General features: G+C 40.8%; 20 protein-coding genes. 10 read left to right on the forward strand and 10 right to left on the reverse strand.

The window, feature by feature from the left end:
* Nucleotides 1–104: 104 nt before the first annotated feature.
* Nucleotides 105–2396: an amylo-alpha-1,6-glucosidase gene (locus V7K30_RS04330; protein WP_334997458.1), complete on the reverse strand. Its 2292-nt coding sequence runs from the start codon at nucleotides 2394–2396 to the stop codon at nucleotides 105–107.
* A 945-nt stretch (nucleotides 2397–3341) separates the two neighbouring features.
* Here V7K30_RS04330 and V7K30_RS04335 point away from each other — a divergent pair.
* The 3 genes from V7K30_RS04335 to trpE all read left to right on the forward strand — a co-directional run bounded on the left by V7K30_RS04335 (nucleotide 3342) and on the right by trpE (nucleotide 7584).
* Nucleotides 3342–5360 (forward strand): DICT sensory domain-containing protein, encoded by a 2019-nt coding sequence (locus V7K30_RS04335; RefSeq protein ID WP_334997460.1) that lies wholly within the window; start codon nucleotides 3342–3344, stop codon nucleotides 5358–5360.
* 152 nt (nucleotides 5361–5512) lie between these two features.
* Nucleotides 5513–5935, forward strand: coding sequence for a photosystem I reaction center subunit II PsaD (locus V7K30_RS04340; RefSeq protein ID WP_334997462.1), 423 nt, complete (start codon nucleotides 5513–5515; stop codon nucleotides 5933–5935).
* A gap of 119 nt (nucleotides 5936–6054) precedes the next feature.
* Nucleotides 6055–7584 carry an anthranilate synthase component I gene (trpE, locus tag V7K30_RS04345; protein ID WP_334997464.1) on the forward strand — a complete coding sequence of 510 codons (1530 nt, stop codon included), beginning with the start codon at nucleotides 6055–6057 and terminating at the stop codon, nucleotides 7582–7584.
* 335 nt (nucleotides 7585–7919) lie between these two features.
* Here trpE and V7K30_RS04350 read toward each other — a convergent pair whose 3' ends face one another.
* Nucleotides 7920–8159 (reverse strand): hypothetical protein, encoded by a 240-nt coding sequence (locus V7K30_RS04350; protein WP_334997466.1) that lies wholly within the window; start codon nucleotides 8157–8159, stop codon nucleotides 7920–7922.
* Nucleotides 8160–8222: 63 nt separating this feature from the next.
* Nucleotides 8223–8435 (reverse strand): high light inducible protein, encoded by a 213-nt coding sequence (locus V7K30_RS04355; protein WP_334997468.1) that lies wholly within the window; start codon nucleotides 8433–8435, stop codon nucleotides 8223–8225.
* 468 nt (nucleotides 8436–8903) lie between these two features.
* Between V7K30_RS04355 and V7K30_RS04360 the strand changes: the two genes are divergently transcribed.
* A complete protein-coding gene (locus V7K30_RS04360) occupies nucleotides 8904–9866 on the forward strand; it encodes an orange carotenoid protein N-terminal domain-containing protein (RefSeq protein WP_334997470.1) in 963 nt (320 codons plus the stop codon).
* A 354-nt stretch (nucleotides 9867–10220) separates the two neighbouring features.
* A complete protein-coding gene (locus V7K30_RS04365) occupies nucleotides 10221–10367 on the forward strand; it encodes a hypothetical protein (RefSeq protein WP_334997472.1) in 147 nt (48 codons plus the stop codon).
* 241 nt (nucleotides 10368–10608) lie between these two features.
* Here V7K30_RS04365 and V7K30_RS04370 read toward each other — a convergent pair whose 3' ends face one another.
* Nucleotides 10609–11064, reverse strand: coding sequence for a hypothetical protein (locus V7K30_RS04370; RefSeq protein WP_334997474.1), 456 nt, complete (start codon nucleotides 11062–11064; stop codon nucleotides 10609–10611).
* A gap of 29 nt (nucleotides 11065–11093) precedes the next feature.
* Entirely contained in the window at nucleotides 11094–12218 is a 1125-nt protein-coding gene (locus V7K30_RS04375) for an AAA family ATPase (protein WP_334997476.1), read from the reverse strand.
* Between the two features lie 55 nt (nucleotides 12219–12273).
* Here V7K30_RS04375 and V7K30_RS04380 point away from each other — a divergent pair, with 55 nt between their 5' ends.
* Both V7K30_RS04380 and V7K30_RS04385 read left to right on the forward strand, forming a co-directional pair.
* A complete protein-coding gene (locus tag V7K30_RS04380) occupies nucleotides 12274–12429 on the forward strand; it encodes a hypothetical protein (protein WP_334997478.1) in 156 nt (51 codons plus the stop codon).
* A 29-nt stretch (nucleotides 12430–12458) separates the two neighbouring features.
* Nucleotides 12459–12623: a hypothetical protein gene (locus V7K30_RS04385; protein ID WP_334997480.1), complete on the forward strand. Its 165-nt coding sequence runs from the start codon at nucleotides 12459–12461 to the stop codon at nucleotides 12621–12623.
* Here V7K30_RS04385 and V7K30_RS04390 read toward each other — a convergent pair.
* From V7K30_RS04390 to V7K30_RS04400, 3 genes are read right to left on the reverse strand one after another with little or no spacing between them, the layout of a single operon-like run.
* A complete protein-coding gene (locus V7K30_RS04390; RefSeq protein ID WP_334997483.1) occupies nucleotides 12570–14891 on the reverse strand; it encodes a Piwi domain-containing protein in 2322 nt (773 codons plus the stop codon). The genes V7K30_RS04385 and V7K30_RS04390 overlap by 54 nt on opposite strands.
* Nucleotides 14888–15709, reverse strand: coding sequence for a PD-(D/E)XK nuclease family protein (locus V7K30_RS04395; RefSeq protein ID WP_334997485.1), 822 nt, complete (start codon nucleotides 15707–15709; stop codon nucleotides 14888–14890). The genes V7K30_RS04390 and V7K30_RS04395 overlap by 4 nt, the downstream gene beginning before the upstream one ends.
* A 37-nt stretch (nucleotides 15710–15746) precedes the next feature.
* The gene (locus tag V7K30_RS04400; RefSeq protein WP_334997487.1) at nucleotides 15747–15950 is read right to left on the reverse strand and encodes a hypothetical protein; all 204 of its coding nucleotides are present in this window, start codon (nucleotides 15948–15950) and stop codon (nucleotides 15747–15749) included.
* A gap of 80 nt (nucleotides 15951–16030) precedes the next feature.
* Between V7K30_RS04400 and V7K30_RS04405 the strand changes: the two genes are divergently transcribed.
* The 3 genes from V7K30_RS04405 to V7K30_RS04415 all read left to right on the forward strand — a co-directional run bounded on the left by V7K30_RS04405 (nucleotide 16031) and on the right by V7K30_RS04415 (nucleotide 17863).
* Nucleotides 16031–16483 (forward strand): helix-turn-helix domain-containing protein, encoded by a 453-nt coding sequence (locus V7K30_RS04405; RefSeq protein ID WP_334997489.1) that lies wholly within the window; start codon nucleotides 16031–16033, stop codon nucleotides 16481–16483.
* An 8-nt stretch (nucleotides 16484–16491) separates the two neighbouring features.
* Nucleotides 16492–17196 carry an ImmA/IrrE family metallo-endopeptidase gene (locus tag V7K30_RS04410; RefSeq protein ID WP_334997491.1) on the forward strand — a complete coding sequence of 235 codons (705 nt, stop codon included), beginning with the start codon at nucleotides 16492–16494 and terminating at the stop codon, nucleotides 17194–17196.
* A gap of 79 nt (nucleotides 17197–17275) precedes the next feature.
* Nucleotides 17276–17863 (forward strand): Uma2 family endonuclease, encoded by a 588-nt coding sequence (locus V7K30_RS04415; RefSeq protein WP_334997493.1) that lies wholly within the window; start codon nucleotides 17276–17278, stop codon nucleotides 17861–17863.
* Nucleotides 17864–17865: 2 nt separating this feature from the next.
* On the opposite strand, the gene V7K30_RS04420 is transcribed toward V7K30_RS04415, so the two are convergent.
* On the reverse strand, nucleotides 17866–19800 hold the full coding sequence (locus tag V7K30_RS04420; protein WP_334997495.1) for a hypothetical protein: 1935 nt from the start codon (nucleotides 19798–19800) through the stop codon (nucleotides 17866–17868).
* A 784-nt stretch (nucleotides 19801–20584) separates the two neighbouring features.
* Nucleotides 20585–21481, reverse strand: a complete 897-nt coding sequence (locus V7K30_RS04425; protein ID WP_334997497.1) for an alpha/beta fold hydrolase — start codon at nucleotides 21479–21481, stop codon at nucleotides 20585–20587.
* Nucleotides 21482–21667 lie beyond the last annotated feature (186 nt).

A 21667-nucleotide genomic window follows, 5' to 3' on the forward strand; every position in this document is an offset into this window, starting at 1 on the left:
CCCTACTCCCTACTCCCTACTCCCTACTCCCTACTCCCTACTCCCTACTCCCTACTCCCTACTCCCTACTCCCTACTCCCTACTCCCTACTCCCTACTCCCTTCCTAAGCTTCGATAACTACTCGCAAATTACCCCGTTTTTTAGCAACGCGACAAGCAGTGGTAGTACCAGAACGCTCGAATTCCAAATCGAGGATGGTGGGGCCGACTCGCAAATTATGGAAAGACAAGCGATTAATCGATTCTGGCAAAGCGGGGTCGATTATTCGCAAACAGTTATTTTGAGCATCAGGTACTAAGTTGACCATCATTTGCAGTAGTTGGAAAATACTACCAGTAGCCCAAGCTTGGGGAGTGCAGGCAACTGGATACTGTACAGGAGCATTATCACCGTTCCGTTCGTAGCCGCAGAAAAGTTCTGGAGGACGTTGGTAAGGCTGCCGATTAGTCATGTCGAATAAACCTTGGAATATTTCCAAGGCTTGATCGATCAGACCGAGCGATCGCAATCCCATTGCAATCAGAGCGTTATCATGGGGCCAAACCGAACCAGTGTGATAACCCATTGGATTATAAGCGGGTGACAAACTACTCAGAGTCCGAATACCCCAACCATTAAACATATCTGGTGCCCGCAACCGTTCTGCTACGCTATAGGCTCTTTCGGGTGTGAAGAGGCCCAAATGTAGACAATGACCAGGATTTGAGGTAATACTGTCTACTGGCTTACCATCTCCATCCAAAGCTAAACCACAGAAATCTTGGTCTTCCACCCAAAAATCTCGATTAAAACGAACCTTAAGACTTCTAGCTTCTTCTTGCCAACGATCTGCCAAATCAAGCCGCTTCTTCATCCTAGCTATTTCTGCTAGGCGCATTTTGGCAGCATAGACGTAAGCTTGCACCTCACAGAGGGCAATTGGGCCGTTGGCTAATTCTCCCTTGTGGTCTACGATACAGTCGCCAGAGTCTTTCCAACCTTGGTTAACAAGACCGCGTTTGGATTTACGGAAGTAACTAAGGTAGCTGGTTTGTTTGGTATTGCGATCGATCCAGTCCATTGCTGCTAGAGCATTCGGCCAAAGTTGCTCTAGAAGTTCTTGATCGTGAGTCCAAGCATAATGTTCGGCATAGAGCATCAGCCATAAGGGAGTGGCATCAACTGTACCGTAGTAAGGTGTATGGGGAATTTCTTGACAACGAGCCATTTCTCCCAAACGTAACTCGTGCAAAATCTTACCCGGTTCTTCTTCGCGCCATTCGTCGTCGATTTTACCTTGGTATGTCGCAAGTAATATCAGAGTTTCCTTGGCGATTTGCGAGTTTAACATCAGGGTTTGAGAAGCTGTAATCAGCGAATCTCGCCCAAATAGTGTCGAAAACCACGGCACTCCGGCGGAAACAGTCTTATACTTACCAAAAGATTGGCGCAACAAATACATATCTTGTTCAGCCCGCTCAATCACTCGATTGAAGGTACTCTTATCTGAGCTAATGCGTGTAATTTGTTGTACCCAGTTTTGCTCCTCCATCAACTCAGCAGCTTTCGCCTGTCCTAAGGTAATGGCGGCGCTCACGGTTGAACTGGACTGGTTGTTTTTCAACATATTTACTCGGTAGCCCAGCTTTTGAGTTTCGTGAGAAGCCAACTCTAGCTGCCAAACCGCAGTGTAACCCTTGAAATAGTCTGGTTGCCGATGCTGAAATAGAATACGGGATTCCATCACGGAGCCATCCAGACCTTGATAGGCGAGTGTCAAGGATTCTTCCCTAGATGCGGATGGCTCTTTGGGTACAGGCGAAACGCCATCGACCTGAGAAAATGTTCCTTCCTCAGCCGTCAGTTCCACTAGCCGTAAAAGCCGACCTCGTTTTTCTCTGTCATAACCCCGGACTTCAAATAAATCAACAAAATCTGCATCGAAGCTGATGCTTAGTTCAAAATTGACAGTTGTTGTGCTGTAGTTAGATACCTCCATTTCTTCAAATAGTGCGCCATTGAGAACTATTTCTCGGCGAATTCCCACAGTTTCAGCTCTTAGGCGTTCGTCGATTCTGGGGTTGGTACACAAAGCTGAGAGTGAAAACCCTTTTTCGGCAGTACTACTGAGCAGTACAGGCGATCGCCCTTCAATTTGCAACTCCAAGCGATTGAGAAATCTCGTATCACAACAAAACAGTCCCATGCTGGGATTGCCATCGTTGAGGGAACAGCCAGAAATATTCCCGATAGTATCTGTCACAAAAAATAAATCATCATCTTTAACCGTCAGTGTCGGTTGTGGTCTTTCACTCACAACACAAGGCCACTCCGGGATAGGTAATTGTTCGGCAGGAATAAAAGTTTTTCCATCCAGGAAAATTTTTTCCGGGGTCATTAGCGTATCCGGTGTCATTAGCCAAAGTTCCGTGTACAGGTCTATATTTTTGTGGTCTTCCGAGTAGAGGTTGCTGACCCTCACAACTTTCGGAAAAAAGATGCTCTCTAAAACTCGTTTGAGCCATTAGAGCCAAAATAATCCTTACATACTGCTGACAGAATAGCAGCGCTCAAATCCATATAAGCAGATATTGATAAATATAAATTTATATTTTATAAGTCTAAAGTCAAGACTGAAAACTGAGGATTTTGAGATAATTCATTAGTCATTGAACTTTTTCAAGAGACAAGACATATAGTATACTCAGCAAAAATGCGAAATTCACAGTTTTTGTTGGGTATAGAGAGCATTTGTTCCCTACTATTATATGATTTTGTCTTAAATATCTTTGGTATTTGATTAGACAAATTTATGATAATTAATTAATTGATTAATTTTAATCACTAATTAGGGATTAAATTATGTGAATGTAGCAGTGATGATTTTTGGGTAAGAAAATTTATTTAGTGAATATAAATCAACTTAGGCAAAGTAGGCGATATCTCCGACGATCTGTGACGCTCTCTACGAGACGCTGCGCGTAGCTTGCTTCCCCGTAGGGGTACGCTATCGGCGTCGCGTGGACCATCAATCAATGATCAGTAGTTATTAATGAACACAACAGTTTAAACCATACAATAATTAGTGTTTTATTACTTAGTGCTGAAAGATTTTACCTGTGTAAGCAAAAGCATAAGTTGGTCGAGAATGTATATTGGGCGTAGTAGGTTGTCAATCAACAAATCAAGTTGTACGCACTTCTCCTAATTAGTAACAAAGTGTTACGCCTGCTTTGGCGAAAAGGGCTTTTTAGCGTTCTTTACATATTGCAACCGTCTGTTTAACTTGAGAGTCCCTTGGAATTTGTACAATGCAGCTGTGAAGTGGATCTTATCGAGGTTGAGCGTTTAACAATAATTCATGAGCATTTCGACTTTTGTGCTGAGTGATCTGCTAAAGTCCCTACCCTACTTGCGGCCCCAGCTATATTTCAAGGCTTCACTAACGGCGCTCTCCCACGCAATGGAAGATCAAGTTTTGGCTGCGACTTTAGCCCAACCCCTTGTCATTGCTAGTTTCCAGCGAGAGCGATTCTACCGCCAAGAAGCTCATCGCTATCAACGACTTGCTTTGCGAAGTAATCAAATATACGTATTATCGGCTCCAGAAACGGATTTCACCAACAGTTCGGAACACTACGAAAAGATCGCTTTTGAGCCAAAAGATGGCTTAAGTCAGGAGTGGCATTTGGTAGTGATTGCTGACAATTATGCGACTTGTCTGGTTTGCCGAGAAAGCCTTGGTTCTATTGCCAAAAATGCTAAAAACAAGGAACTACCGGAACTAAGCCCTAATCTGGATATAGACACAGCGCGAAGATTTGAGGGAATTTGGACATCGGAAAGGGGAGTTAGCCTCAAAGCAGCCGAATTGCTGTTAGACAGGATTTTGGTTTACAGACCCGAACTGGCAAGTAAAATTGAGGAGGCACATCAGAGGTTTGGCATCGGACAGCCGCGAAGCCATTCTGGAGCAGAACACTTCAACGAATATGCTTGTGACATCGATACAGATCCCTTTGTGCAGCGCTTAGTAACTTATTTGCAAGCTAGCCAGTACAAATTGCACAAAGCCTACCGTTCCATTGCTGCCCAAGCACGAAAAGAACGATTAGTCAACTCGATTAGCACTGCCATTCGGCGATCGCTCGATCCTCACGAAGTTCTCCAAGTGGCGGCACAAGAATTAGGACAACACCTAGAAGCTTGTCGCTGTCTAATTTACCGCGCTCAAGCCACAGATAGGCAAGCCATAATTGAACACGAATTTTTGAATCCCGGTATTTTATCGGTTCGTGGGCAAACTTGGGAGTTAGAGAAAAATTCCCTCTTTCGGGACACAGTGGAACAAGGCGAAGGGGTTTGTATTAGCGATACGCTGAATGACCCTCGTGTTAACAATTCGCCAGGACTTTCGTTGATTGCCAAAAAGTTTGCTATTCGTTCTTGGCTAATGGAACCAGTATTTTATCAGGGGCGATTATTGGGCATTGTGGAGTTACACTATTGCCGGATGCCACCGCACGAGTGCCAACCTGGGGAGTTGGATCTGGTAGAAGCGATCGCTACCCAAGTGGGAGCAGCTCTCATCCAAGCGGAAGCTTACGCCAACCTAGAAGAACTTAACCAGCAGCTAGAAGCCCTAGACCGCACCCGTAGCAACCTCATAGCCATTACCGGACATGAACTGCGTACCCCCCTATCCACAATTCAAGTGTGTCTAGAAAGTCTCGCCAGTGAGCCGGATATGCCCTTGGAGTTGCAGCAGATTATGCTCAATACTGCTCTTTCCGACTCAGAGCGGATGCGAAAACTGGTACAAGATTTCCTCACACTTTCCAACTTGGAAAGCGGCCGGGTGGAATGGCATCCAGAATCCCTCACCTTACAAGAGTGTATAGATTTATCACTCAGCCGCAATCGCACGCGTTCCTCAACGGACAAGCCGCCCCAAGTAAAAACTCAAATTGCCGAAAACCTACCTCTGGTAAGAGCTGACGGTGATTGGCTAGTAGAGGTATTGGCAAAACTCATGGATAATGCTTGTAAATTTACACCCCCTGAAGGAGAAATCACCATTAAAGCGATTCACAACAGCCATCAAATGGTCGAGGTGACTGTAGCTGACACTGGACGCGGCATTGAACCAAATCGTTTAGAAGTAGTTTTTGACCGCTTCTATCAAGAAGAGGGAGCGCTGCGCCGCACCACTGGCGGGACTGGACTTGGTTTAGCAATTTGCCGTCAAATTGTTAATGGCTGGGGTGGGGAAATTTGGGCAGAGTCAACTGGCAAAGACCAGGGTAGTCAGTTTCACTTCACCATCCCGATTGTTCAGAATAGCCAAGAGGAAAAGCGGACAAAAGTCAAGAGTAAATAGGTATTGGGCATGGGGCATTGGGTACTAGTTTTTAACAAATGACAAAGAACAAAGAACAAATGACTAAAAACTGTTACAGTCTATAACGCGATCGCAATATGATCCTGGTTGCGGTGTTAGGATTCCCTAAAAACGTTGAGAGAATCATCTTTATGGCAAAAACACTCTCTGGACAAACCCCGCTATTTGCTGGCAGCACTGGTGGCTTGCTCAGAAAAGCAGAAGTGGAAGAAAAGTACGCGATCACTTGGACTAGCCCGAAAGAGCAAGTATTTGAATTGCCTACAGGTGGTGCTGCTACTATGCGGAAAGGTGAAAACCTGCTGTATATAGCTCGTAAAGAATATGGCATCGCTTTGGGCGGTCAGCAACTCCGGAAACTCAAAATCACAGATTACAAAGTTTACCGGATTCTACCCAACGGAGAAACCACCTTACTTCACCCAGCCGATGGTGTCTTCCCTGAGAAGGTGAATGAAGGTCGTGGAAAAGTTGGTTATATCCCACGCGGTATTGGGCAAAACCCCAATCAATCACAACTCAAGTTCAGTGGTAAAGCTACCCACGACGTATAGGGACTAGGGACTGGGGGCTGGGGACTGGAAACTGGGGACTGGGAAATCCTTTCTGATACCCAATCCCTAATCCCCAATCCCTAATCCCTAATCCCTAATCCCTAATCCCTAAGCTATTTATGGTATTCCCCGATTTCTCCGAATTTTCTCAGCTAGCTCTACAAGGCAACTTCGTCCCGGTATATCAAGAATGGGTCGCGGACTTAGATACGCCCGTATCTGCTTGGTATAAAGTCTGTGCAGGTCAGCCTTATAGCTTTTTGTTGGAATCGATAGAAGGTGGGGAAAAGCTGGGACGCTATAGTTTAGTGGGCTGCGATCCGGTTTGGGTTTTGGAAGCAAGGGGCGATCGCACGACCCAGTTAAACCGTGACGGTTCAAAGGTCGTTTTTGCAGGCGACCCTTTTACAGCTTTAGCCGAATGTTTAGCACCTTATCACCCAGTCAAGCTACCACAGCTACCGCCAGGAATTGGCGGTTTGTTTGGGTTTTGGGGCTATGAATTGATTCACTGGATTGAGCCGCGCGTGCCAATCTATCCACCAGATGAGCGAAATATCCCTGATGGCTTATGGATGCAGGTAGACCATCTGTTGATTTTTGACCAGGTGAAGCGGAAAATTTGGGCGATCGCTTATGCTGATTTACGTGACCCCAATGTAGATTTATACGCAGCATATCAACAAGCTGGCGATCGCGTCACCCAAATGCTCGAAAAGCTATCTCTACCCCTATCGCCAGAAAAAACTCGATTGGAATGGAAACCGCCAGGGAGCAGGGGAGCAGAGGAGCAAGGGAGCAAGGGAGCAGAGGAGTACAACAGTAATTTTACCCGCCCTGATTTTTGCGCCAGCGTCCAAAAGGCAAAAGACTACATCAAAGCAGGCGATATTTTCCAAGTAGTAATTTCCCAGCGACTATCGACAACATACACAGGCGATCCATTTGCCCTTTACCGCTCCCTACGTCAGATAAATCCCTCGCCTTACATGGCTTACTTTAACTTCCAAGATTGGCAAATCATCGGTTCCAGTCCGGAAGTGATGGTGAAAGCCGAAACTGCTCCAGATGGTGGCGTGATAGCAACAGTACGCCCCATTGCTGGGACACGTCCACGAGGTAAAACCACCCAGGAAGATGCAGCCTTCGCTCAGGATTTACTCCAAGACCCCAAGGAAATTGCCGAACATGTAATGCTTGTGGATTTAGGGCGGAATGATTTGGGGCGTGTTTGTCAAAGTGGTAGTGTCAAAGTTGATGAATTAATGGTAGTTGAGCGCTACTCTCATGTGATGCACATTGTCAGCAATGTTGTGGGTAAATTAGCATTTGGTAAAACCGCATGGGATTTACTGAAAGCTTGCTTCCCAGCCGGTACGGTAAGCGGCGCACCCAAAATTAAGGCGATGGAAATTATCCACGAGTTAGAGTCTAGTCGTCGGGGTGTTTATTCCGGTGTGTATGGATATTACGATTTTGAAGGACAATTAAATACTGCGATCGCAATTCGCACAATGGTAGTGCATGATAATACGGTGAGTGTGCAAGCCGGCGCAGGTTTGGTGGCTGATTCTGAGCCAGAGAAAGAATACGAAGAGACGCTGAATAAAGCTAGAGGACTATTAGAGGCGATTCGTTGTTTGCGTTGAATTACGGACTGCCGGGATACGTTTAAAATTCAAAATTCAAAATTAACTCCTACCTTTTAACTCAGCACTCTTTAAAGGTAGGTCTAATATGGTTATCAATGCCTGTTGTATAGTTACTTTCGCCTATAATTCAATACACTTGATTAAAGATAATTGTAGGTTGGGTTGAACGTAGTGAAACCCAACAAAGTCCAGAAAATGTTGGGTTTCGTCCCTCAACCCAACCTACGCCTAAACAGAGTTTTTTAGACCTATTGAAAATTGAAAAAAAGTCCTGGTATCCAAATCCAAGACCTCAGTTTAGGTTACTACACACTAGAAATGAACAAACTTGCTCATCCCAATTGGCTGAAGTAAATCGCCCAAAGAATTCCAGTTGCTCCAATGGCAATTAAAAGGTTAGTGAAAAATTTACCGAATTCAATTTCTTGTCCTAGCCCCTTGTCGTCTTGACCGACTGTGAAAAACAATGACCAGGCTTGATTTGCATTGATAATCTCAAAGTTGTTGAAATCAGGTCTAAAAACAACAGTCCCAATTAAATCTTTTTTGGGGTAATCAAAATCAGTTTTCATAGTTTCTCTCTAAATTGTTTTATTTGTCAAGTAAGGAAAAGTTGTAAATCTGAAGTGTCTTATCTAAAGGCTGGTTAGCCATCCAATCAAACCATGTCCGGTGAGAACTTCCAAAGCGATGAGTGAGACAAAACCAATCATTGCCAAACGACCATTGAGTTTTTCGGCATATTCGGTGAAGCCTGTCCGTGAGGTTTGATCAACATAAACCTTGGGTTCAATCGCAAATCTGTTGAGTTTACCGCGCTCGTTAATGGTAAAGCCTCTATTTGTCATCTTTTACTCTTCATTTTTGTTATCTGTAAATCAATATAAACTATTGTAAATATTCTTTGCAAGTACTTGACATAAACATAAAGGTAGTAAAATCCGTACTAAGCAAGCCTTTAATTTGACTTCAGTAAAACTTATTTTTTGTATAAACAGAAATTATTAATGTATAACTGAGGAAGTATTGCTTCTTTGTAACAAAGTTGATATCTTTCTTTACATAAAGATACAAAGCAATATAATGCGTTAAACCACTGTTGATTAAAGCGATCTAAATAACTATGCAGTTGAGCCTGCAATGTGCTTTGCCGAGTATCCAAACTCAATGGCAACATAATTGCTATGCTCTTTGGTAAAGCAATCGCAAAGACTGCTGAGTGCCTTTGTTAACAGCTAAACGCATTTACCCTCCGTATTTGCACATTTGATTTTTAGATTCGATAGAACTGTAATTTTCTTTTGGGAATTTCTGCTATGCCTTTTACCATCCAGTCGGCTCAAAGTATTTTTCCCGGCACCCTAATTGCTGACGTTGTTCCAACTGTTATCGAATCATTCTCTCAGCTCAATGCTGAAGATCAACTAGCATTACTCTGGTTTGCCTATACCGAGATGGGTAAAAGTATTACGGTTGCTGCTCCTGGAGCTGCCAACATGATCCTCGCCCAAGGCTTACTCGAACAAATTAAGCAGATGTCTTTTGAGGCTCAAACGCAAGTCATGTACGATTTGGCTAACTCTGCTGACACTCCCTTCTGCCGTTCCTATGCATCCTTCACCGTGAACATCAAGTTGGGCTTCTGGTATCAGTTAGGAGAATGGATGGCCCAGGGAATCGTTGCTCCAATCCCAGAAGGCTACAAGCTTTCTCCAAAGGCTGCCGAGGTGTTGCAAGCCATCCGCAATGCTGATTCCGGTCAACAAATCACAATCCTACGCAATACCGTAGTCAGCATGGGATTTGACCCGAACGCTCCGGGCAGTTATAAAAAAGTCTCAGAGCCTGTGGCTCCTCCCACTGCACTAGCATTTCGGACTAAAGTCACGATTGAGGGCATCAACAACGCTACGGTGCTGGGCTATATCAACAACATGAATGCCAATGACTTTGATGCTGCGGTTGCTCTGTTTACCTCTGAAGGTGCCTTGCAACCTCCCTTTGAAAGACCGATTGTTGGTCAGGACGGAATCCGCGTTTATATGCGTGAAGAATGCCAGGGATTGAAGATGATCCCAGAGCGCGGTGTCTCTGAGCCAGTGGAAGATGGCTATACACAAGTTAAAGTCACAGGCAAAGTTCAAAGCCCTTGGTTCGGTGCCAGTGTGGGTATGAATATTGCATGGCGGTTTTTGCTAAATCCCGAAGGCAAAATCTTCTTTGTAGGGATTGACTTACTCGCTTCTCCTAAAGAACTGCTCAACCTAGTACGTAAATAGAGGGCTAGATTAGTTGCCGCTTCAGCGTGGATGAGTGAAGGAGCGATCGCCACTCGACCACGCTTAAGCAAAAGAAACTTATAACGGCTTCTTTGGTATCTTCGTCTTGCGATCGTTGTTGAAAGCAACCAATTCTATCGGTAATATTGTAAAAGATTGTTAAATAGTTTTAATGTTGGTGCGGAGTTTTAAAAGTCTTGCAATGATACCAAATTGGAATAAGTAGTATTGACTTCTAGAACTTTTCTCGCTCAAGAGCATCTCAACTATTCTTTACTTGTTAATATTTAAATAACAATATCTCTTTGGATAGAGTCATAATTTATTTCATCTACCAATAATAATAGATTATCAATGACTTTTTTCAATTCCTCTGAGCCGCTCCTGCGTGAAAACCAGCAAGAGCTAGATTTTCAAGATATTCAAGGTTTAGTGTGTCTAAAAGTTAAGCTAACAAATATAGTTCCTAACACTAGCCATCGAGACAACCAAAGCATCTAGATTTTTCAACCCTCTAAAGTATCAAGCTATAGAGCATTTGTAACATTTAACCAGAAGTTGTTTCCATTGCGATCGCTCCTGCAAAAAATCATGTTTTGATTGGATGCATAATGTCTGTAGCATTGATGTTAATTCTACAGCCAAAACTGGCGATCGCCCTCTAACATACTGCTTGGATAAATTCCCCTTAAGCGCAATTTAGCAGTCTTATTGGCAACTTATAAAGTGCCTAATATCTACTTTAATTAAACAGAAATGGTTTGACAGATGAAATCATCCGATCTAACTCGGTTTTATTGTGTTTGAGAAGATCATGACCCCACAATTCATTCGTGTTATCAGAGCAATCTTTTGCAAGAGCTTCTCCGATCTTTTGAAAACCCTTGTTAATATCTTTCCTTAACCTCTCTGGTTCAGAGAACACTCCAAGAACAAATACTCTATTTTTTAAATCATCTGGAATCTGATGCTTTACATAACTCAATCTATCTTCATCCTCATCAAAATCAATCAGTAAAGCAATCATTCTGTGTGGATATTGTCTCATTGTAGAGGCATAATCATTCGTGAATGTCTCCACAACATTTTGCCAACCACGAGCCTCTGGTTGGAGTTGAATAGTGCGGTTATTCAGTCTATTGATGTTTACAATAAATTCGTTCGCAATCTGGCGATTAGCATCGTCTTCAGGCAACACAAGAATGTGCGGTCTATACTTATTTATGCTCATATTTCTATATCGCCACGAATCAAGGCATCTACAAGATTACCTTGAACAGACATATCACTGAGCAATCTGATTAAAGTTGGCTCTAAGTGGCTTTTTCTATCCAGTACAAAGGTATTTTCATTTGAGAACTTTCGGATTGCTTCAGGATTATGAGATGTCACCAAAATTTGGCCAACATTCCTAAATGAGCGTCGCAGTGATGTTAGAAAATGTCCAACCTCTGATATTGCGAGATAGTTGTCAGGCTCATCCCAGAAGCAGAAAAGAGGGCCGTATGATTCGTTGGCAGCTAACACAACCGAGCAAAGGAAAAAGTATTTTTCACCGTCAGATAAGGCTTCAAAGTCAACACTCAGATTCGCATTATTTTCTTGAAAGCGAACAATCATGCTTTTGGAGTCTTTGCCGATTAGTTCATTAAGAAAATCCTTAATATCAGGCATAACTTCACGGAGATATTGGACAACCTGTGTGTACGCAGCAGGATAGCGACTGAGTAACCCAGAAAACCACTCCCCGAAGTTTGAAGCATCCCGTTTTGGCTCCAAAGTGTCGCCGTTAGAGTCTCCTGTCATCAAGCTTGGGATCGGGGCTAAAATAATCATGTGAGCAAGCCAAGTCTTGAAAATACGAAGTGGATCAGTTTCTGATTGCTCCTGAATTACTGGAAGGGCGACAAGATGCCAATCCACCAAAAACTGAGCCTCACGATTTTGCGAACTGTTGTGAAGAGTGACTTTGGCTTCTTTTCGAGAGTATATTGGATCTCCTGAAACTAGCAGTTGCTCTTCAAAAACTCGAAGTTCTTTAAATTTTGCTGGCAACTCTAAAGCAAGGACATATTTGTATAATTTATTGTCAAGTAATACTTCTATTTCAAAGCGGATCGGAACATCAGACCTTCCACGAGCGAAATCCTTCGGGCTAATAAGTTTAAGATTTTCAAGTTCGCGCATTCTATTAATACCTCGACCAATAGACTGAAGTACCTCTAATGCAGAAATAGTAGTTGATTTACCTGAACCGTTTTTTCCAATTAAGAGAGCAGATGACATCCCCTTTATGGTCAGTTCAAAGTTTTCTAGGCATCTGAAGTTGTGTATATATAGTCTTTGGAGCATAGCAAAATGATTCTAATGTTTGGAAAGTGAAATAATTTTTTGATCTGCCTAAGTAATGAATAAGGATTGCCACAAACATCCTGATAATTCGGGTGCTTTGCTGATCGACAGAAGGATTAGCTACATATTAGATTACATTTACTTTCATAACAAACGCTATCCTCAAGAAATGGGAGTTGATGAACTTAACAGTGCGCTCTCCATCATCTAAAATAGAAAGTAAGATGCTCAAAATAGCCTATGGACGCCACAACAACCACTTTACCTTCTACACTCAAATTGAAAATTGACTTGACTGATGAGCAATTTTCCCAGAGCGATCGCAAAATGCCTGTAACATTTAGGTTGCTTCTACAGCCAAAACTGGCGATCGCCTTCTACTGTACCTGGAGCAATTCCTTGTAACCGCCGATAAGCTATTTTGTCAGAACCGTATAATGGGACGGGTAAGCGAGGTTCTTTCAACGCCCCGTGATGGAGCAATGTCAGTTTAAGTGTAGCTTCTATTAAACTTTCAATTGATACTTGCTGTTCATGTTCAGGATCGAGAATAACCTTTAAACGCAGAGGATAAGGTAAACCCATTTTCTCAGACTTAACTTCAGTAGTGACTAAAATTACTTCATAGGGCGATAAGCGAAGAGCTAACCCTTTAGTTGGTGCTGTCACTACAGACTGCTGAAATTTATATAGTCGCGGAATCTGAGATTTTACACACTCCACCAAAATAAACTTTGAACCAATAACTTTTGCTCTTTCTCTTAAATTCTTTATTTCATCACCACAAAAATGTCCATCACGGTAAATTAATACAGTTTTTTGTCTTAATTCAGCAGATGGTAGAAACCTCTCTAGTGTTCGTTTATCAATTGTTTCACCCTCGGTTAAAGCATCTTCCAGTCGGTAACGAATAAACTCCCCGCGCTTGTCATAGAGACGCACACTCGCACAAACATTTCTACTTCCAAATCCTTTCTTTTTAGAAATTCGGGAAACATCAAAGCCGATGAAATAATCAGCAATTTCTAAAGGTTCAGCTAAAATAAAGGGTAAATTTCCTAATTTTGCTAGAATTCCGGGAATTACTTGGTTAAGGATATTGCCATAATTGCTAGAATTTTTTAATGTATCTTCATAAATTACTTGGCTAGCAATTTCACGCCGCAGTAAACGTGAAGAAATAAATGAATAAAAGCTACCATCATCACTATTATCAGCATGGCGATCGCTTTGAGGAAGAAATGTCAAAACAATGTCTGTAGGAATAGCCATTAATTCATTAACAGCTTCCTTCATTTTTTCTCTATCTTCAGGAACCGCCATTAGTTTATCAACAGCTTCCTCAACTTTTTCTCTATCTTCAGGCACACTTGATCTATTGACTGACAGAGCAACTTTATGAACAATTATACTTTTAAATCCATAGCTTTCTAGACGTTTTTGAACTTCCCGAATAAAAGGATCTACTTTCAAATCACAAAGTTTTAAAGCAGTAATACGAATTTCTGTCAATTTATCTTCATATTGAAATTGACGACGATAAACACCTGCTTTTGATAGTCCTTTAAGAACATCTCCTCTCCTACTAATAAAATTTTGACCAGATTTATCCTTTCCAAATAGAAGTTGAGTATCTTCTAGCTTAAATTTTAGTGGCAAGAATAATTCAGAGCAATTGCCACTCTTTCTACTATTAATACAGTTTTCTGATAACACAAATCCATAAATACTTAGAGCTAGTGCAGCTTTTTCTTTGTAGAAAGCCAAACGATTTTGCCGCTCTTGATAAGGAATCTTAGCTTCTTTGAGTAAATCACCATAGTTTACATCAAATCGTTTAGCAGTATCCTCTGTAATACAGGGAATAAGAGCAGCCATTGCATAAAGATACCGTTTTTTGTTCTTACCAAATTGCACAACTACAACAGGTTGATCTCTAGGTGCTTCACGAATAGCGATTTCACTGATTGATGCAGGCTTATACTTGAGTAATTCTTCTTCACGCTCACCAATAGTTCCTTCAATATCTACAATAGTAGCTGAACTATTCTTTTCAATATCTCGAACATTTAAACCAATTAATAAATCTCTTGGATTTTGTCTATAAGGATGATTCTCGTAAAAATCAGACAATTTTCCTTTGAATACAAAAGAACTGCGAATGGTTATAGCAATAGCTGGGTGTGAAATATTTTTAATTTCAATTGCTTCTGCCCAAAATTTTGCTTCTCGCCTAACTTCAATTTTGTTAAATGGAATAGTAAAATATGAAAATGGTCGTCTAATTTTTAATATTCTTATAGCTAGTTCAGAAAGGATATCAGCAGATATCTGTGGTTGGCTTACCCATTGTATTGAATAATAGCGATCGCCAATATCTTTTTTCAAGTCCTCTTGAATTTCTGTTAAAGCTTTTCGCCATTCATCTAAACTTGGCATTGGTTGATCAGGTTTAGCTAAAACCCAAAAATTCCCATCTGCAAAAATGACTATGATATCAGGAAATTTCTGACTAAACCGCCAACTTAAACGATTTCCTATTTCAGTATCTACTCTGGGAGTCAGTCGAAAGCAGATTAAGTTAGGTTGAGGAATATTTAGTAAAAATATTTCTGCCAAAAATATTGGGGATATATTAGTTTTTAAGGGGGATTGAAGCACACCAGCAGTCATGTAGAAACCTCTGATATAGTAAATTCACAAATTGAGTTAAACGGGCAGTAGCGACAACTTACACCCGGATTTTGGGGAAATATTTGACTGAAATCAGCAGAATTTTTCCGGTAGCGTTTCAAATCTTCTTGATGTCGTTGAGCTATTAAAGCTAGTTCTATTTGAAAAGCCTTAAGAGTGTTAGATGTTGCGCTGATAGGTTCTGACCAGTTACCATTTTCTAAGTTATAAAAAGATGCTACTGCTTTTTGCTGGGGGTATCGGTAACTAGCAGCTAGTAAATAAATATACCCTTGTCGCCGATCAAAATCAGAGTGGCCAGTTTTGAAATCTAAAATGTGCAAAGTATCATCTTCTTCCGCAAAAATGCAGTCAATCGCAGCAAAGAAGTTAAAAGATTGATTACCCTGCTTAATCAGAATTGGTTCTGGAAAACCCTCATCACCTCGGCTAAGTTGAATAATTTTCTTCTCAGCAAGAATTGGATTTTGCTGGTAGTTTGTCAGTATCTGAAGTACTCGCTGCTGAACCAAATCTGACTCTTTCCGCAATTCCAGAATCTCTATCATTTGTTCTACAGCGTCTTCCTGATGTAACATCGGGGAGTTTTCATGAAACTCATAAACTCCCTTTTGTGCTAGTAATCCAATTCGCACAGGAGTGCTATCACTTGCCAAGATTGCTGCAACCGCAGGTTCTCGCGATCGCGCTTTTGTAAAACCTCGTTTCATGTCACAGTGTAAGTGTTCTTTCCCTATGGGTGGAGAGTACTGCAACCATAAGTTGTAACTGGCAAATGGTAGCCAATTTTGGCTCATTGATGTCAAACCCCAGAATTTAGCAGAGAAAAAAGTTTTACTTGGTTAGGATTTCGTAGATTGCCGTATATACACCAATCTCGGTTGACATTTCTAAGGTACGCAAGCCTTCTAGCATCTGTTCCGCAGCCTTTATGAGTTGTGGATTGCGGCTTGATTTCTGAATTTCTTCAAGCAGAACTGGTAGAGGCCTACCAACAGAAAAGGACAATTGTTCAGAAGTTGCAGCTTGTTGTTTCATAAAATTGAGTACTCCTGTTCTAGGTAGGTATAATTTGAAGCTCAAAAAAACTGAGAATTTGCGATCGCACGGGTTATGCGATGAGTTATACTGAGATTATTGCACATAATGACCATGTTGACCAACTTAATCAACTTTGTCAAGATAGCTCAGGAAATTTTGGGAACACTGAAGTGAGTAGAACTTTTGGCCATATTATTCGTACAGCTCGCAAGGAAAAGGAACTCAGTCAGCGTGAAATGGCTAAATTGATAGGTGTGGATTACACCTACCTATCCAAACTAGAGAACGATCATGCTGGGTATCCTCCTAGTGAGGATGTGATTCATAAATTAGCCCTTCACCTAAATTTGAATGAAGAAGAGCTAAGGCATCTTGCTGGTCGAATTACACCTGATGACACAAAAGTTTTTGAGGATTTGGTCAAGAAGTATAAGCAAATGCCTGCTTTACTACGCCGAATGAGGGATGAGCCTGACTTCGCTGACAAGTTACTGAGGGAAACAAAAAAATCAGAAGGTGAGGAGAAGTAGAGTTAACGGTGACCAAACAGCATTCCTTGATTCCCAAAGATGAATCAGAGTTAAAAGTTATCAAGCCGTATCGCTTCATTCACAAAAATGACATTGAGCGTCGAGCGACAGACGTTCTCATGTATGTGCAAGCAAAGCGTCAGCATCCTCTCAAATGGCCAATTGATGCTGGTTATATGGCGGAAGCTCTAGGATTGGATATGGATTGTGGGGAAATACCTGCTGATGAGTATGGAGCGATTGCAGCGATGATTTTACCCACCGAACGTAAGATTATAATGAATGAAAATCATCGTGACCTACCTCCAGGATTTGAAGAGTCATCAATCGCTCACGAAATTGGACACTGGATACTTCATATAGATCGAAATGAGGTTTCTAGATTTTCAGAACTCCAAGAAATGGGTATTGAAAAAACTGTAGAACCATTTTTATGCCGCAGTGTTAGTACTCAGCAAGGAATTGAATGGCAAGCTCAGTATTTTGCAAGTTGCTTTCTCATGCCACTTTTTAAACTAGAAGAAGTACAAATAGGACGTGATTTAACTAATTGGAAACATCTTTATGCAATGAGAGAACACCTTGGTATCACGATATCTAATTTAACTAACCGCTTACAAAGCCTTGGCTGGATTTCTATTCCCAAGGGTTCTAAGCAAATCTATCCTGGTAAAGCTGCACCGAATGGGCAGACAAATTTATTTAATAGGTAAAGTGCGATCGCCATCATCTAATTATGCGATCGCACCTCACACAGCACTAAACTAGAAAGTAAGATGCTCACAATAGCCTATGAACGCTACGACAACCACTTTACCTTCTACACTCAAATTGAAAATCGACTTAACTGATGATCAATTTTTCCAGATGTGTCAGCAAAACCGCGATTATCGATTTGAACGTACAGCATCAGGGGAATTATTAATTATGCCACCTACAGGTAGTGATACTGGCAGACGTAATGTTAAAATTACAACTCAATTAGATATTTGGAACTCGGAGAGTAATTTAGGCGAAGTTTTTGACTCTTCAACTGGCTTCACCCTACCCAATGGTGCAGAACGTTCTCCTGATGCTTCTTGGGTGAAAATTGAGCGATGGAATGCTTTAACCCCAGAACAACAAGAGAAATTTGCCCCGATTTGTCCTGATTTTGTAGTAGAGCTGCGTTCTCGTACTGATTCCTTGAAAGAATTGCAAGAGAAAATGCAGGAATATATCGAAAATGGCGCTCAATTAGGCTGGTTAATTGACCGGAAAAACAAGCGAGTAAAAATTTATCGTCCAGGTAAAGATGTAGAGATATTAGACAATCCTGCTAGTTTATCAGGAGAAAATGTCCTACCTGGATTTGTGTTGAATTTACAGCCGATTATGTAGCTTTATCGATTAGGATACACATGGCGCATTTCAAAGCGATTTTGTTCCCAAAGTGGTAGCAAAGCCTGTTTAGCAGCATTTAATTGAGCTTGCGAGAAAGAGATTTTACCATTTTCTATAATCCAAATAAATGTCCGAGTTATTAAATCTGCTTTTAAACTATTCTCGTATTCACAATTATTTATTCTTGTTACTTGCTTATCTAAGCAATCCATAGCATGTTTAAAAGTTAAGTTTTTCCAGTCTGTGGGATTGTGAAGAATTTCTTCTTGCGTATTTTTCCACTCAACCCTACGCAAATTTCCTATAATATAGTCTATGCCTGTTATGGAAGAATCAGTATTACGCACCAAATTTGTATAGGCTTGGTAATATGGTTTCAAGACCGAAGCAGCAATATTTTCCACATTTATATGTAGCCAAGATTGGATGTCGCGAAGATAAGGTACTAAATCTCTGATATTATCAATTTCTTTAATCAGCACACGTTCACTTGTGTAATTTGTTATTTTGGCTAGAAGTTCAGCTTCAGATAGTTGAGACTTTTCTGAGTAATAATTAATAACTTTTGGAATATATTTCTCTAATAACCACTGTTTGGTATATCTAGCTGTCCAGGTTCCTCGGACTCCAATATCTTGCTGCCATGAGGTAAATTTACTTGTCTCAATAGATTGTAAATTAACATCGTTTAGCTCATAGATGATGTTAACTTGATTATTAGGCACTAAAGACAAGTCTCTATCAAATTTTGGCAAGATAAATGTATGATCGCGAATTCCTCGACTCACTCGAATTGATATATCTTTTCTATGGAATAGATGCCATTCTGACTTGCCTTTAGTATAATCAAATTCATTAGCAAACTGCTGCATTAACTCCCATAATTCTTGTCTTACAGAAAAAAGGATAAAACCTCGACCTTCTGAAAATTTTACTAATTCAAAATTCCATGTTTCTAAAGCATTTTCAAATTCAATTATTAAATTTTTATATTCTTGGCAAATTCCATCAATACACAGACACAAGTCTACTGCTTCTAAATCCGATAAAATTAGAGTTGTTTTACCTAAATATACCTCAAAAGTATTTTTATCTAACTGTTTCAAAAAACGACGACATCCCCAATCTGGCTGGGTGTTTAATCCAGTTGTTAATTGACCTAAAATATCTTGATGATTTAAGTAAATTTTTAAACCTCTTAGAATAACGCTGCCGAACTCTATTTCACAATTACCTTCTCCAAAAGCTTTGGGTAAATTACATGCGATCGCTACTTTCGTTTTCACAACAACTAAGCGGTAGTCTTCTCTCGTAGTGGAAGGCTCAAAATCACATTTTTCTAAAATATCCTGTAAATCTGGATGGCGTCTTAGGAATTTTTCTATTAAGTTATATTTAGTATATGTCAAAATACTGACTGTATTTTTCTCGATATTTTTAACCGAATAAAAATTAAGTTGATTATAAAATTTTGAGGCAATATCATTATTTCTAAGAATATCTATATCTATATCAAATATCGACTCTTCCCTATGGGAATCTAGGCGTTTAAAAACCTTGATTTTATATCCGTTAGTAACAATAAAAAATAGGGGATTAAAATAATTACTATAAAATTTAGCTTCTTGAATAGCGTCATTTAATTTAGTTTTCTGCGGCTCTATTGCTTTAACAAAAATAAGTGAGGTATCTGGATTTTGTTGCTCAATATCATCTATTGTATAATAAATATGAGCAATTTCTGGATTTCTGCCATGCTTTCCTGATTTAGATGTTTTTAAAGGGTATTCACGATGATATTTCTCTGGATAGCAGAGATAATGAAACATTGGCAAAATAAACTTTTCTTTTACATCATCTTTATTTTGTAAATAACGATGGTCAAAACCTTGTATCCATGTGATGAATTGTTTAATTGACTCTGGAATAATCATCAGATAATCTACCTGCTAGTATAAATTTGCTATGCCTTATTTTGTTTGTGTAATTAGCAATTTATCAAGTCAGTTTGGATAGTATAGTGATTGTGAATACTATAATGAAACCATTCGGCTTGAACTTGACCTGAGAGCATCTCACTTTTGTAAAAATATGCCCGTATAGCACGGCATATATCCACTTACCATCTCAATTAAAAAGACTTGGGACAAAATCCCCTTGTTAAAGTAGGCAAACTGACGCCACAGTGTACTAATTATTAGACCTCTTGCATAAATCAAAAGCCCTCACCCTAAATCCCTCTCCATCCTTGGGAGAAGGACTTTTAAATTGCCTTCCCTTCTCCCAAAATTGGGAGAAGAGGTTAGGGGTTGAGGGTAGTTTTGCATTCGTGCAAGAGGTCTATTCATTCGAGCGATACCTTCTCTGCGAGACGCTACACGTAGCTTGCTTCCCCGTAGGGGTACGGTAAGCTTCTCAACTCTTGGAGAGGCTGCGCCAACGAGACGCTCCGCGAACGCTAACGCAGATGGCCAATTAAGCAATAAAATCAAGAAGCCTTTTTATTTAGTATCTTTTAATACGAAATATGCGAAAATTCGTATAAGTAAGTTTAAGCTGAAATTAAGGGCGTTACAAAATCGAAATATGATTCAGAAACGCCCTTAATTTAATTTATTAAGCCTCGACAATGCAAAGTCTAGCTACACAATTATTGTTGAAATTAGATCAGTAAAGAAGGTAAGAAATTAGCTGGGGCTTTGACTACTAAACAAACCACTAATTAAGCAAAGGCAAAAATTGGCGAATTAACCCAATTGTGACTGCTGGCAATTCCAACTGTGGTGTTAACCCCACATCTTCCAACTCTTGAAAAAATCGGATTGCTTGGGGATTAATTTCGGCAAGACGGCGACCAATTGAGGGCCCTGTAAATTCTGACTTTTGTCCCCAAATAATAGCGGTGGGAGTGGTTAACTGTTGAATGTAAAGGGATAAATCAAAGCATAAATCGCCACGGACAAAGGACAGCGCTGCATACTCAGCATTAGGCTGTAGGGCGGATTGTAAATAAGCATCTACAATTTCTTGGTAGACTCGATTAGACTGAGCAAATTGCCGTTGCTCTAAGAAGCTGCGAATACCCCCACTGGTGGCTATTCCAGTGCTGTAAAGTAAACGGTCAACAAGGGGAACGCTGACTATCTGGGCAAAAAAACTACGGGAGTAGTCTTCGCCAAAATCGGAAAGTCCGGCGGGGGTAGTGAGAATTAAAGACTTGAATAAATCAGGATGAGCGGCTGCTACTCGAATTGTAAATGCTGCGGTCAAAGAAGAAGCGATCGCTGTTACTGGCCCAGTACAAGTCTGCTCGAAAAACTCCCGAATCGTGGTCAAATAATCCTCAATATTATAACTCCGTGCCGGATGCTCAGACCTACCCCAACCGATCAAATCTGGCGCAATGACCCGATATTCGGCGGCAAAAGCCGGATAAACTTTCGACCACTCATAAGCAGAAGATCCACCACCAAAGCCGTGCAGGAATACCAAAGTTTCCCGATCATCTTTGGCAGTCACATCGTCCTGCCAAGGTGAGCCAGTGGCAGTATAATATACCATTCTACCTAGTGAGGTACTTATGGAGCGTTGTTCAAATCCTAATGGTTGAAACATAAGTATTTTTTGTTGACTGTAGTAATTAGTTGGCACAATTAACTGAATAGTTCTGTGGACGCAAAGAGAAGTCTGAGCGCAGCCTCTCCAAGAGTTGAGAAGGGTAAAGAACTTCTCCTTAGGAAGACGCGCAAGGGACGGAGGACACGGAGAGAGTATTTGATAATTTCTTTGCGTCACCACGTC

The organism is Nostoc sp. (genome assembly GCF_036917655.1).
Classification (GTDB): Bacteria; Cyanobacteriota; Cyanobacteriia; order Cyanobacteriales; family Nostocaceae; genus Nostoc.

Excerpts from the sequence above, each read along its gene's own strand:
- V7K30_RS04330 (WP_334997458.1), bottom strand. The coding sequence starts at position 2,396 with ATGACACCGGATACGCTAATGACCCCGGAAAAAATTTTCCTGGATGGA.
- V7K30_RS04335 (WP_334997460.1), top strand. The coding sequence starts at position 3,342 with ATGAGCATTTCGACTTTTGTGCTGAGTGATCTGCTAAAGTCCCTACCC.
- V7K30_RS04340 (WP_334997462.1), top strand. The coding sequence starts at position 5,513 with ATGGCAAAAACACTCTCTGGACAAACCCCGCTATTTGCTGGCAGCACT.
- trpE (WP_334997464.1), top strand. The coding sequence starts at position 6,055 with ATGGTATTCCCCGATTTCTCCGAATTTTCTCAGCTAGCTCTACAAGGC.
- V7K30_RS04350 (WP_334997466.1), bottom strand. The coding sequence starts at position 8,159 with ATGAAAACTGATTTTGATTACCCCAAAAAAGATTTAATTGGGACTGTT.
- V7K30_RS04355 (WP_334997468.1), bottom strand. The coding sequence starts at position 8,435 with ATGACAAATAGAGGCTTTACCATTAACGAGCGCGGTAAACTCAACAGA.
- V7K30_RS04360 (WP_334997470.1), top strand. The coding sequence starts at position 8,904 with ATGCCTTTTACCATCCAGTCGGCTCAAAGTATTTTTCCCGGCACCCTA.
- V7K30_RS04365 (WP_334997472.1), top strand. The coding sequence starts at position 10,221 with ATGACTTTTTTCAATTCCTCTGAGCCGCTCCTGCGTGAAAACCAGCAA.
- V7K30_RS04375 (WP_334997476.1), bottom strand. The coding sequence starts at position 12,218 with ATGCTCCAAAGACTATATATACACAACTTCAGATGCCTAGAAAACTTT.
- V7K30_RS04380 (WP_334997478.1), top strand. The coding sequence starts at position 12,274 with ATGAATAAGGATTGCCACAAACATCCTGATAATTCGGGTGCTTTGCTG.
- V7K30_RS04385 (WP_334997480.1), top strand. The coding sequence starts at position 12,459 with ATGGACGCCACAACAACCACTTTACCTTCTACACTCAAATTGAAAATT.
- V7K30_RS04390 (WP_334997483.1), bottom strand. The coding sequence starts at position 14,891 with ATGACTGCTGGTGTGCTTCAATCCCCCTTAAAAACTAATATATCCCCA.
- V7K30_RS04395 (WP_334997485.1), bottom strand. The coding sequence starts at position 15,709 with ATGAGCCAAAATTGGCTACCATTTGCCAGTTACAACTTATGGTTGCAG.
- V7K30_RS04400 (WP_334997487.1), bottom strand. The coding sequence starts at position 15,950 with ATGAAACAACAAGCTGCAACTTCTGAACAATTGTCCTTTTCTGTTGGT.
- V7K30_RS04405 (WP_334997489.1), top strand. The coding sequence starts at position 16,031 with ATGAGTTATACTGAGATTATTGCACATAATGACCATGTTGACCAACTT.
- V7K30_RS04415 (WP_334997493.1), top strand. The coding sequence starts at position 17,276 with ATGAACGCTACGACAACCACTTTACCTTCTACACTCAAATTGAAAATC.
- V7K30_RS04420 (WP_334997495.1), bottom strand. The coding sequence starts at position 19,800 with ATGATTATTCCAGAGTCAATTAAACAATTCATCACATGGATACAAGGT.
- V7K30_RS04425 (WP_334997497.1), bottom strand. The coding sequence starts at position 21,481 with ATGTTTCAACCATTAGGATTTGAACAACGCTCCATAAGTACCTCACTA.